Source organism: Caballeronia sp. LZ008, from assembly GCF_031451435.1.
Classification (GTDB): Bacteria; Pseudomonadota; Gammaproteobacteria; order Burkholderiales; family Burkholderiaceae; genus Caballeronia; species Caballeronia zhejiangensis.
This window is the reverse complement of record NZ_JARUXK010000001.1, coordinates 3,007,604-3,019,805: the sequence shown is the minus strand read 5'-3', so window position 1 is coordinate 3,019,805 and position 12,202 is coordinate 3,007,604. Positions and strand designations below refer to the sequence as shown.

Below are 12,202 nucleotides of genomic sequence, written 5' to 3'. Positions count from 1 at the left end.
CTCGCGCCATCTCGACAATTCTTTTCCGCTGGCCGAAAGACCGGCGTCCGATGCTGAATGGCTCTCAAATCCACGATCTACAAGGCAGACCTGCAAATTGCCGACATGGATCGCCACTACTACGGCGATCATTCCCTGACCATTGCGCGCCATCCCTCGGAGACGGACGAACGGATGATGGTGCGCGTCACCGCGTTCGGCATGTTCGCCGACGAGCGTCTCGAATTCTGCAAAGGCTTGTCCGACACGGATGAGCCCGATCTGTGGCAAAAGGATCTCACCGGGCAGATCCAGACGTGGATCGAAGTCGGCCAGCCGGACGAACGGCGCATCTCGAAGGCGAGTGGCCGCTCGGAGCGCGTGATCGTGATCGCGTATGCGGGAAAGACCGCGGATATCTGGTGGAACGGCGTGAAGGGCAAGGTCGAACGGTTGCAGAACGTGACGGTCTGGTCGCTCGCGGATGGCATCGCAGAAGCGCTCGGCAAGCTGGCCGAACGGACGATGCGTTTGCAGATGATGGTGCAGGACGGCGACGTCACGCTAGGCAGCGAGACTGCCGACGCCGTCGCGATCCGCTGGAACGTTTTGAAGGACGGCGCGGCCTGAACATCAGACGTCGGGCGGACCTTTGAACTCGATCATGTTGCCTTCCGGATCGAAGAAATAGAGCGACGGGCCGAAGCCTTCGGCGCCGTATCGTCGCGCCTCTTCACCGATGCGCGCGCCATGCTTTTCGAGATGCGCGCGTAACGTGTCGGCATCGAACGGTTCGACGCGCACGCACAGATGATCCATATTGCGACCCGCGCCGGGCTGACCGCTCTCCGGCCGATCGATTTTCGCGCCGACGGCCAGCAGATCGATCAGCGAACGGCCCGCGCGCATCTGCACGAGGCCGATATCGCGCTGCTCCTTCTCGACCGGACAACCTAATACGACGCGATAGAAGTCCACCATGCGGTCGAGATCGGCGCAGCGGATGACGACGTGGTCGATTTCGCGGATTTCGAAGTGCATGCGGGCCTCGCATGTTTTGTATGGCGATCAGTTTAGCCGGTTGGGGAAGTGCAGAGGGGTGCAGAAATGGGAAAGGGCCTGGGTTTGAGACAGGCCCTTTGGATTCGTGGGAGGAGGGCTATCAAATTACTTCGCGAGTCCTTTGCGCCTCAAGGGGTTCGCCGCGAAGACCAACCGAGGTGCCCCCAAAGTTGCCCCCTCCACCATGGAACAGCTGACTTTCGAACGAACTCGCCGACATATTAACGCGATACCCGTCCTTGACCTGCGCGTATAACTGCCGTTACCCTCAACCTGGTGGGGCGCTCCCAGCTACACGTCTCGCTCGGACGACCATCCTGTCACAAGTTGCCGAAACGCCTCGGTCTCATTCAGTACCTCCGCTGTACCCTCCCAGTCCCGATCCACCGACTCAGTCGTCTCTTTCAGCGTGAACGGATTCGCCCGCCTCTCCGCGATTATGGTAAGAACAGTGTTTCCGTCCCACGCCTTATCGTCGAGCATGTCTGTCACCCATTGATCAACGATGAAATCGGGAACTGTGCCAAACACGGTTGTGATCTCTTGAATTCGATCAGATAGCGTCTCAAAAAGCTTTTGCTCAACGCCCTTGTCATAGCGCATGTTGTAGAAGGGAATACGCTTAGCGAGCGTGCCACGCTGAACGCGGCCCTTGCGCTGCTCCAGAATCGTCGGATTCCAAGGCAAGTCAAGATTGATCAGGCAGCCCAGCCGCTGCAAATTCAATCCCGTACTTGCTGCGTCAGTGCCGATCAGAAGCTTCAGTCTTCCTTGTATCACCTTTTCCTTCAGCAGCTTGCGATCGACGCTCTGGATCTTGCCGTCCTCGAAAAGCTTGCTTGCGCTGCTGTTCGCATAAAGCCCGATCGGCTCGTCAAAGTGCCGTAGCAGATACTCGGCAAGCGCATACGCGGAGTCGTAGAACTGGCTGAAGATCAGGACGCCTCGTTCGATCCACTTCTTGTGCTCGAATTCAAATTTCAGCACGTCCCTCACACGCTCGAATTTCGGATCGTCTTCTCGCCCCAGATGTGCAGAAAGATGATCTCGTAAGCGCTGCAAGAGCTCCTTCTCATTTTCTTCTAACGGATAGATTGAGTCACCCTCCTCGTCAGGGTCCTCATCGTCGTGAGGCTTCTTGCCAGCAAGCATTTTCTCTGTAGTTCTCAACCCCGCAACGAGGGAACTGCCGACGCGCCGCTGCAGAAGAGTCTTGATGAATCCCCCCGCCTTCACTCGATGATGCAGGGTCTTGGCGAAATCCTCCGCTATTTCGAATGCCTGTTCCATGCTGTGCGAGCAAAGAATCGGCTGCCCGTCCCCGTGCGGGACCATTTCGATTTTGACTAATTTACCCTCCGTCTCCAGCCGATCGCGGGAACGCTTCACGACCCATTGCGTGAACGGGTTCAGTTCGCGCAGCTGCAGAAACTCCAGATCGAATTTTCGGGCTTCATCAACGAGATCTTGATCAGCGCTGGTCGCCACGCAGTCCGTCAAGCGGAGCCCGAGATCGTGACGCACCCAGTCAAAGACCTCTGTCTTTGCATCGAGCGGTGATGGCAACGGGTTGCGCCAATATTGCCATTTGTCATACAGCGAATTGACGTCTTTACGACCAGCGACTATGTCGAAAACCTCCGGTCCGTCGACCCTTCGCCATAGGCTATTGGCGGTTCCTAGTACCTGGGGATTGTTTATTGACAGTATGTAGAGTAAATCCCAAAGCTCCATCGAGTGCAATTGCACCGGGGTAGCGGTAGCTAGCAGAAGAGTCTTGGCTCTACCGGCCAACTCTTCTGCGAATTGATACAGCAACTTCTTGTCCGCAGGAGAGTAGACGTTGCTGGCAGCCAAGTTGCCTCGTCGGATCCTGTGTGCTTCATCCCAAATAACACACGAGAAATGCTTCCCCAGCAACTGCTCCACCAGCATGCGATTACGCTCAGACCGCGCAGCACTAGTAACGACTGATGTCGATACGATCCCTATCTTTCGCGGACAGTTGATTGCCTTCCCAGGGAGTGCAGGGTGAAACTCGTCGCGTTCCGTGAGCCATCCACCTTCTTCCCAGCGAGCTGAGGGAATGGCGAGCTTCGACATCAATTCTTCCTGCCATTGCTCAAGCAAAGGCTTCGGTGCCATGATCAGGATCGGATTGGAGTCCAATGTGCCGATTAATTTCGCGATAGCGCCCAGTTGCAGCGTCTTGCCCAAACCAACGCCGTCGCAAAGCAGAAAGCGAGCGCCACGCTGCGAATCGCGGCGATATTTCAGATGCTCTTGGAAGGCCAAGTTAATGAAATATTTCTGGTGGTCCCAAAAGCCGAACAGCTCGGTGGCCGTTGGGACTTCGGCCAAAAGTGGTTCGGGCTCAGGCTTCTCCTTCCAACGACCGACATGCTCGATCACCGTACGCTGCGATAGCCGTCCGATCTGCTTTACGATGAACTCTGACAATGGAAACGCTTTGGCCCAGAGCGCTTCAAATTCGTCCTGAAGCCATTTTACGCTCTGCGGATCGTCGTCCTCCCACACCAGCTCGTAGTTCTGTGTCCACGCACGGGAACTGTCATTGGCACTTCCGATGAAAGAGGTTTTGCCCCAAGTTCCTTCGATCACGCCTCCTTTGCCATGCACGAAGCCGAATTCCGCGTCCGGCACCAACCGTATCTCGAACAATCGGCCGTCCTTGCCAGAGGCCAGCAACATATCGTGCAATACCTTCAGTCGGCGCTGGGCTGGGCTACCGTGAACTTCAACAACGTGGGGAAAATGACCAGCGTTCCAAGCCAGTCGCAGCAAGCCTTCTTCGAGCTCCTTGCGCCGTGCGCCGGTAGCCATTCGCACGGTTTTGACATCATCGGCACTCACCTCCGTATTACAAACGATGCGAATGCGCGGGACACTGGCTAGCGATTCGTTAGCAAGCTCGAGCAGGCTGCTTTGAAAGTAGCCTGCAATGCGATCATAGCGATGTGCCCCGGCAAGCCGCGGCTTGAGGAATGTCTCATACAAGCTCGCAAGCCGAGAGCTGTGACGGCTCAGCATCCAATTGTCCTTAAATCAATCAGCCACGATGATGTTCGACGCCGATAGCAAGCTGTGCCAGAGCGTCTTGATACACTGCCCAGTGCGCCACGTGCTCCGTGATCTCCTTCAAGTAAGCCAAGATGGCGGCTAGTCGGCTAGTACGCAGATTCCAAAAATCGGTGTAATCGACAAGATGTTTGACCGCTCGCTCGACATCGGCGCCTTCTGCCAGCAGTTTGAGTGCATGATAGATGTGACGGGTGGGTGAATGGCGCCAAAGACCACGGTTCGCGGCAGCCACCTCGTCGTAACGCAGTGCATCGGGCCGCGGCATTTCTTCAGGCAGAGCGGTTCTAGTGTCATTCGCCCGGGTGGGCCCGAGCAAACTTTCGTAGTCAGGTAAGCCGTAAGCACGCCCCAGGTCTTGGAACGCACCCAACTTGAACACGCTTTGTGACTCGCCTTCGAGCCCTTTGAGCAAGAATTTCTCTTCGGGCGAAAACTGGCGCCAGAACTGGTAGGCGTCGCCACCATTCACCTTTTTGATTGCTCGATCCATTACCGCCGGCACCAGAAAGTCAGTCGCCGTGCGCTTGGCATTGTCCATGAGAGTCCGAAGCGCCGAGCGCCCCCGCTGCGCGTTCGGTGTGAGAAGCTCCAAATTAAGGTCCACGCCATCGATACTCTCGTATCCTGTTACCACCTCTGCGGCGGCGGCTTGGGCCGCGAGCAAATAATCGGTGTCTGTGTAGCCACAGTGGGGGAGACCAGCGTCGATCTGGCTTTCCCGCATTCGGGTGATGACCTCTTTCACCCGCTTATTGACCTGCGGAGTGATAAAGTCAACAAAGCCCACCTTGTTGCTTTTCCGCTTCCGCAAAACCATGTTGTAGGTTGCCTGAACGTAGTTACCGGAGCGCACTCCTAACCCAGCAGTCTCCGTCGCCACGCTCCAAACCTGTTTCACCTGCAGTCCTGCTGACCACATGATAAGAGCTAGATCTTCCCAGACATCCGTAGATTTGTGGGTGAACATCAAAACCTGCATGCCGTCGTCGGGCATTCGGTTCGCCAGACGGCGATAGCACTCGGCCATTCCAACTCGAAAAGGCGCGTCATTTCCCTTCACGGACCGATTACGCATCGAGTCCGTGTACCAATCCGGGAAAGCGGCTTTAAGGTGTGGCACGTACCACCCGAGGAAGAATTCAGACAGCTCTTCGTAGTTCACTGCGTCCGCGTATGGCGGATCGGTGATCCAAATAGTGCATTCTTCCGCGACATCCCTCGCATCAACCAACGCAACGGACCGTGTGCCGCTCGCCGTTAATGCCCAGTGTGTGGGCTGAAGATTGTCGCGCAATCCAGCCCAGGTTCTAACCGGATAGTTCGGAAACGTGTTGAGTGCTTGGTTGTAGAACGTCCATTTCGTTCCACCGATGCCACCGCCTTGCGTTGGAAGCCAGTGACAAATACGACTAGAGTAGTTACAGGCCATGCCCAAGACCAACGCGAGCGCGGCTCTTATGGGCGGCTCACAACCACCAAGACGCCGAGAGTATTCGCCGATCATCAGTAGCTGTCTGGGCGCCCACATGTGATGCCAGTGAGTCCAACCTCGCTCTCGCATGGGCTGCGAAGTGTTGAACCCTGGTTCAATGCGCCAGCTTGGTAACCAACCCGCGGCCTGCCAATCGTCGAACACTTGGCGGACCTCTCCTAAGATCCTCTCCTCGACGTCGAGGTCATGACTATGTGGCTCCCGATACACCAGGTCTCCCCGGCGCATCCGACCGCGTTCGTCGAGCCAATCCGGCGTACGCCAGCGAACGCAGAACAAGCGCTCGCGCAAAACATCGCCAGGCCTTGGCACAACGTCGCGGTTTTCCCAGCGGCGCAGGCCTCCGGCATTTACGATCAATTGGTTGTAACCGACTGTCCGTGGGATCTGTTGATGACGCCCGTCCTTTTTGAACAGCTCCCATAGCACCGGCGGACAGACCAGCTCACCGCCCTGCTGATCGCCGCCTTGCTTGGTGCCGAGCTGCGCATGCGCATACCCCGCGCCGCCGTTATGAAGTCGGAAATCGAAGCGCTTCTCCGCCTCGTTTGGCACCAGCTCTACCCAAGTCTCCGTTTTAGGTGCGATGACCCAGCTAGGGCTTACCGGCACAGTCCAGCCGTCCCATTCAGGTACCGTCATCTCGAGGCAGTACAAGTAGGCTTCGGCCCGCCAGCCTTCCTCGCTAGTCTCAAAGCCTCGTTCGACGACCCAGGCATCGACTTCGTCGTATAGGCGCATCTGCTCGGCATGCACCCTGTTCCGAAATTCCTCGCTACCGCTGACGATGTTAAGTGCGCCCCACGTCATTAGACATGCGATTGGACTGAGGTCCGACGCGTAGACGTCACAGCCCAACTCTGCCGCTTCGCAAGGGATGGATCCAACGCCGGCAAAGGCATCGCCCACCTTCAGTCGCTTGCCGTAACGGCGGATCGCGAGCTGCTCGATCAGTTCAGGCAAGTTTCGAGCACTAGTCCCTAGGTAAGCGTTGATTTCGACCCAAGATTCCGGAGGTGGGCCATCGACTTGTTCCGCACGGCAGCAGTAGCCACGCTGCGCAGTGTGATCGAGAGTGTAAAAAACGCGCTTTTCCAGGGCAAGTCGAGCTTCACGATCTATGCCGCGGCGCTTCCAGGTGTCGTCGTCTTCAAAAAGTGCAGCTCTCTCGCTGAGACTTGCTTGCGGAAAGCAGAGGCTCGCGGGCAGCGATTCGGTCTTGCGCTTCCACATTCCCGCGTTGTCCAGAGTCATGCACCGCAAGAAGATGTCGAGATCGTCCGGCCAACGCTCTGGATCGTCGGAGGCCGGAAACACCGTACCGAGAATGATTGCACGAGTCAAAACCAGTGGCTTCGACCCCCACCATTTGCCTAAGGAAGAGAGGGCTTTCGAACCCTTGGCGTCGCGCTCAATATAACTTTCCAGCGAAAGTGGACCAATCGGGAACTGAACTTCGATAAAGGTTTTGATGGGCTTTGCGTCGGTCATCTCAAAACAGATCTATTTGCGGGTCGCCGCCAGAGCCGCCGCTGCCTTTCTTATTTTTGCGGCGGGGCTCGGCTAACTGACTATCTTGGCTCACATCAGGCTGAGTGTCGGTCTCGGCGGGGTCAACCGCGGAAAGACCCTTGCGCGGGAGATCGTGACTCTCACGTGACTTTTTTTTTTCGTGGCTGGCGGTTCAGCGCGGCTCTCTTGAGCTTCCGAGAGTGCATGAAACAGGGCACGGCGCCAGCCAGTTCCAGTGTGCTGGCCAGGCGCGGCAGCCTTCCCGAAGAGCCACCAACGTTCTTCACGAGCTAGTTCGCGCCAACCGTGCAAAATGGCTTCATGCTGGTCTTCAGCGCCTTCTTCGTGCAAGGCCCATAGAAGCAATGCGAGTTCACGCCCTACAAGCGGGCTCAGGCGGTTAGCGCCGGACTTCAGCTTCGGAGCTGCTCTGCTGCGCTCATTATCACTCATCGCTTGTGCCAACTCGCGCGCTGCGCGTACCCCGACCTTTCGCCACAGCGCACCGGAGATTTCAGCGATTTCGCTACGCCTTGCTCCGCGCTCTGTCTGGTCTACAGCAACGAGTCGACAAACGCCGCCCGCAGCAGAATCAATCCAAAATTCGAAGCTGTCACCGTGCTCAGGCACCACTCCGAAATCGTTCAAGCTTGGGGCTGTCATTGCGTCACCTGGACAGGATCGATCTTGCAGCTCGTATCTACCTGCCATTGCAGCAACTCCTTGCCGCTAGCGAAATGCAATTGTTCAAATTTGAGGGACCATTCCGCGCCCGTCAGTTGTTTGTCGAGAAACTCGAAAGCAGCCAACGCTTGCTCCGCTGTACGACGAGTCTTGCGGTCCCAGGTGAGTGTCACTGTATTATCGGTGGCGGCGACCGTAACCTTTGCCTGCACCATTTGCAATCGAGCGTGGGCAGGGAGGCTGGTAAGGAACTGATAGGCAGCCGAGCGCGTGACCAAATGCGCGAACGCTTTCCCGCTAACAGTAACCGGCAAGTCCGGCTTGATCCCTACCGACGCACCAGTGCCACTGCCGCCCGCGTGCGGTAGCGGCACAGTGATAGAGAGATCACGCACCACCCCTCCCTTTTCGACATGCAGGCGCACCGTCACACCCTCAAGAACTTCAATGCCGGGCTTACTGTATGGCTTGCCGTTGTTCGCGGGATTCGACCCATCGAGAGAGTAAAGCAATTTGCTGGATGGGGGTACAACCTTGATTTTGACGAACTGGTGCCCAGGGTTAGGCGAAGGTACGAAGTCGTGAGCGAGGTCAATCGAATTCTCTATCCGATAAGGTTTCCCTTCCTGATTCTTGCCAGTCGAATCCACTGCTTTGAACTCGACCAACATGGCTTCGCTTACCAGCGGCTGGTCGGTCGGATGCGCCTTCCAATCCCCGGCGTCCTCTCGAACAAACAATTTGTCTGCGTGGGCGAGCTTAATGTCGGTAGTGGTGATCGCACCACTCTCCTTGTCCCGAGCATATTCGATAACAACGCCAGTAATCTCATCGAACGGTGGCTTTTGAAGCTGACCTGCCTCCTCACGCCACGCACCTGCCGTGACGAGCGCTTCGCGCATGCGGTCCAGAGTCCCGGGTTCAGTCCAGAGCATATGACCACGAGATGCCGCGCCGTCCCTGATCTGATCCCAGGTGGCTCGACCAGTAGGCGGAAAGAGGAACGCTTCGATACGGGTGCGCAGTGGCTGATAGACCTTAAGCTTGTCGTCGCTGGCTCCCGGGGAAAACACCTGGAACTTGTTGGCTTCTCGCAGAGTAGCCTCCACCACGAATTCCCCCTTCGATGCTTCTTCGTTGCGATACTTCACATGGTGGCCGGTTTTTTGATCGATATAGCCGTCCAATAAAGTTGTTCCTATCAATGCCGTTTCGCCTTCATCATCCACCAACGGATACGCAAACTTGCTAAAAACTGCCTTGAGGGCAAGAAACAGCTCAGTTTGGTATACTGCTTCCGTTTCTTTCGCTTTCTTGTACTGGCTATCATCAGGCGTAAGATCTCTCACCACCTGGCTAATTGCCCATAGTCTTTGCGCCTTCTTATTGACGTTGAAGATGCCTGTTTGATCCACTGCAGTGAGGAAGGCCACGCGGTTCTTGTATTTCTGTCCAAGGAAAAACTTCTGGAAGTCCGTATCAGGCTTTAGAATAACGAGCGTCGCTTTATCTCGCTCCAACTGTACTTGATCGAGGGCGGGCAAGACCTCGAGTCGTTGATAGCAACCCTTGCCTTTGGGCTCGAACATCTCGCCAAGTTTGTCCTCGATTTTCGAGTCCCTATCGGCGTTTGTGCAGACGTTGGTGTAGCTATTGACCTGAGCGTTCAGGTTTTTGTGCCGATTGAATAAGTAGCGGCCGGATTTTGTTTGTTCAATATACCAACAGGTATCGTACAGCTTCTTCAGCGCGTCATGTAATCCAAGGATCGATCGACCGGGCGCAAGCAAATATTCCGCAAGTTCCGCGTCGGTCAAGCCGCGCGGATGCACCTCCGAAAGCGAGGCGGAGAAGATCCATTTGGCACAGGAAGTAGCGAGATCGTCGGTTTCTTCATCCAGCGTCTCGGCATGGGAAGTTCCGCTATTCGCAATATCCGTCTGCATTGCGTCTTGCAAGGACTTCTTGATCTCAATGAATCGGCTGGCTACATTCGCGTCATTAAGGTCCGCGACGTCCAGCGACAGCAGATGATGCCGACCCACTTCGGCACTACCCTTTGCCCACAAACTGCGCACGATGGACGCCATCAGTCTGATGACGTCCCGCGTTTTCTGAAACCCAGGGTTATCGTTGAACGAGGCGATCAAATGCTTCGTTGAAAAGTGAAACGGGTAGGAAGCCAGAATCTCTTCCCGTACCTTCATTGTGGGCCGCTCAATGATGGCACTTGCCTTTTTCAGTTCTGTTGCGTAAGCATCAGCGATTGCATCCACGTCTTTGGAGCTAACATCGATCGCCTTGAATAGACGTCTCCGTAAGATTGCATACAGCTCATCCTTACTGTTGTCCACCGGCGCGATGGTTTGTGCGCCTTTCGCCATTTCGTTACTGACGCTTTGCATCGTTCCGCCAAGCACATCGTTGGCGCGCATAATTCGCGCCAATTCTTCTGCACCTTGCTCCCAGTCCTTTTGCAAGTCAGCGATAACGATTACACAGCGCCGACATTCCTTGTAATCTCGCACCGCGCCGAACAGGTTTGTTAGCGCGATAGCTGCAAGCGTCGCAGCACGCGTGCCGTCTTCCTTACTGCCTTGGCTCGCAGCGTGCACGAGATAAAAGGCCAATTCGTCAAGCAAAATCAGCGCGGAACGACCCTTAAGCGCATCCCGCCATTCGGTCTCCGAAGGGGCTCGGTCGGCATCAAAACTAGTACCTAACGCTTTACCGACGGCCACCCAGACTCTCTTGTCGGTTGAGCGCCCGGTGAACGACGCGACTACGTCGGGCTTGGCGTCCGGCAAGTGTGCATGGAACTCCATCCGTTTGGCCAAGTGCGGAAAACGAGCCAAGATACCGGCCACGATCATGCTTTGCGTCTTACCACCACCCATGGACTCAGACAGCTTATAGATACCACTTGCACTGCCAATGCCCGCCAACCGTGCGAACGCTTGCGACAGCAGCATTTCCATACCAGAGGTCAGCACGTTGGAATCGAGAAACTCGCGCGCTTCGTCCTCGGTGAGCGTTGCTAGATCTGCCAGGTTAACGACAAAGTCGGCGGTGCCGTCCAAGACGGAACCACGCGGGATCAGAGCTGAAAGAGATTTCATTGTTATTTTCCTTGCTGACGATCGCTTGCTTGGCTATATGGCTTTGAAATCGCTATTCCATTCCGGTCACAGTAGTCCCGAATAAGAACTTCTACCATGTTTGCAACGGAGCGATGTTCAAGGCTCGCCGCCATGCGGAGGGCCTCTTTCAAGCCGGGTTCGATGCGGAAGGTCAACGTTGTGGTCTTCGCGGGACTCATTTACCCTCTTCCGGGTGGATTACTGCGTTTGTACTGCAATGTACAGTAAAACTCAGTCTAGACCAAGACCCGGCAGCACCAGCGATCGCTGGCGACAGCTCATCCCTCAACGGTACGTCGCGAGTCGCATCGGGTCGCCTCGCGCGAGCCCGAAAAGCCGCGAGCACTTCGCCGAGTTCCGGGAAAGGTCCGCGCACTTTCCGAAGACGCACCATTCAGAACGAATCCACCAGCACGCTATGCCGTGTCCATGCCAAGTTCGTTCTGGATGCGTGGCGGCGCGCGACGTCCATGATAAGCACCGCCGCAATGGCGCCCTCGTGGGCGCACGCGTTCGCTTGTTTAGGAGAAAATTTCGCCCCAGTGCTCATCGGGCACTCGGCCGTTTATCGTTCGGCCTCGACCGCCGGGTCCGTCTCGAACCGCGGTAGAAGTTCCGCATAAGGCATAAAAAGCCGTCATCGCCTTGCGGACGGATGATCCGCCGGCCCGTCGCGATGACGCTCATACTTCACTAGTGTGCCGACCTTTTTGATCCGGCCGGCGCCAACCAGCACGCGGGAGGTCCCTTCCACAAACGGGACATGGTTCGCATGGAAAAGAGTCAGCAAAGGCTCTTCCTTCAGATGTCCTGCGAAGCCGTCGGGCAAAGCCGCCTGATTACCCGCCTCATGAACCCAGCGGCTCTCGTATTTCAGTTGAGGCTCGCGGTTGAGATCCGCATCGAGCTCCAGTTCTTCCGCACGGCGCGACAATTGTTCGCGCATAAGCCAGCGAAACGGGACGACGTCCGCGGAGTAAGCCGGATAGCGCTGGCGCGTCGGCTTAAAGTGGCCGTAGCCTTCCTGATTGCGCTTCGCAAGCGCGTGGTGCTTGACGGGCTCAAGTTCGACCGGTGCCATGAACGTCCCTCGTTAGTTGACGGAGCGCGCCCATTGCTCGATGGGAAGGTCGTCTAGCAGGCTGTTGAAATACCCTCTGCGTGGGTCATCCGTGCGCAAGGGAGAAACGTTGATTCAAGGAATCGAACGACACTGAGACCGAAACGATGC

General features: G+C 56.3%; 7 protein-coding genes. 1 reads left to right on the top strand and 6 read right to left on the bottom strand.

Annotated elements, in window-relative coordinates:
- Positions 1 to 57 precede the first annotated feature (57 nt).
- Positions 58 to 609: a YaeQ family protein gene (locus QCE49_RS14050; protein WP_250459479.1), complete on the top strand. Its 552-nt coding sequence runs from the start codon at positions 58 to 60 to the stop codon at positions 607 to 609.
- A 3-nt stretch (positions 610 to 612) separates the two neighbouring features.
- Here the strand turns inward: QCE49_RS14050 and QCE49_RS14045 are convergent, their stop codons facing one another.
- From QCE49_RS14045 to QCE49_RS14020, 6 genes are all read right to left on the bottom strand, one after another.
- Entirely contained in the window at positions 613 to 1,020 is a 408-nt protein-coding gene (locus tag QCE49_RS14045) for a VOC family protein (protein ID WP_250459477.1), read from the bottom strand.
- Positions 1,021 to 1,332: 312 nt separating this feature from the next.
- Positions 1,333 to 4,092: a helicase-related protein gene (locus QCE49_RS14040; RefSeq protein WP_250459467.1), complete on the bottom strand. Its 2,760-nt coding sequence runs from the start codon at positions 4,090 to 4,092 to the stop codon at positions 1,333 to 1,335.
- Between the two features lie 19 nt (positions 4,093 to 4,111).
- Complete coding sequence (locus QCE49_RS14035) at positions 4,112 to 7,126, bottom strand: DUF1156 domain-containing protein (RefSeq protein WP_250459465.1); 3,015 nt, start codon at positions 7,124 to 7,126, stop codon at positions 4,112 to 4,114.
- A gap of 90 nt (positions 7,127 to 7,216) precedes the next feature.
- A complete protein-coding gene (locus QCE49_RS14030) occupies positions 7,217 to 7,810 on the bottom strand; it encodes a DUF3780 domain-containing protein (RefSeq protein ID WP_250459455.1) in 594 nt (197 codons plus the stop codon).
- The gene (locus QCE49_RS14025; protein ID WP_250459453.1) at positions 7,807 to 10,950 is read right to left on the bottom strand and encodes a DUF499 domain-containing protein; all 3,144 of its coding nucleotides are present in this window, start codon (positions 10,948 to 10,950) and stop codon (positions 7,807 to 7,809) included. The genes QCE49_RS14030 and QCE49_RS14025 overlap by 4 nt, the downstream gene beginning before the upstream one ends.
- A 658-nt stretch (positions 10,951 to 11,608) precedes the next feature.
- On the bottom strand, positions 11,609 to 12,052 hold the full coding sequence (locus tag QCE49_RS14020) for a hypothetical protein (RefSeq protein ID WP_250459451.1): 444 nt from the start codon (positions 12,050 to 12,052) through the stop codon (positions 11,609 to 11,611).
- Positions 12,053 to 12,202: the final 150 nt, after the last annotated feature.

Excerpts from the sequence above, each read along its gene's own strand:
- QCE49_RS14050 (WP_250459479.1), top strand. The coding sequence starts at position 58 with ATGGCTCTCAAATCCACGATCTACAAGGCAGACCTGCAAATTGCCGAC.
- QCE49_RS14045 (WP_250459477.1), bottom strand. The coding sequence starts at position 1,020 with ATGCACTTCGAAATCCGCGAAATCGACCACGTCGTCATCCGCTGCGCC.
- QCE49_RS14040 (WP_250459467.1), bottom strand. The coding sequence starts at position 4,092 with ATGCTGAGCCGTCACAGCTCTCGGCTTGCGAGCTTGTATGAGACATTC.
- QCE49_RS14035 (WP_250459465.1), bottom strand. The coding sequence starts at position 7,126 with ATGACCGACGCAAAGCCCATCAAAACCTTTATCGAAGTTCAGTTCCCG.
- QCE49_RS14030 (WP_250459455.1), bottom strand. The coding sequence starts at position 7,810 with ATGACAGCCCCAAGCTTGAACGATTTCGGAGTGGTGCCTGAGCACGGT.
- QCE49_RS14025 (WP_250459453.1), bottom strand. The coding sequence starts at position 10,950 with ATGAAATCTCTTTCAGCTCTGATCCCGCGTGGTTCCGTCTTGGACGGC.
- QCE49_RS14020 (WP_250459451.1), bottom strand. The coding sequence starts at position 12,052 with ATGGCACCGGTCGAACTTGAGCCCGTCAAGCACCACGCGCTTGCGAAG.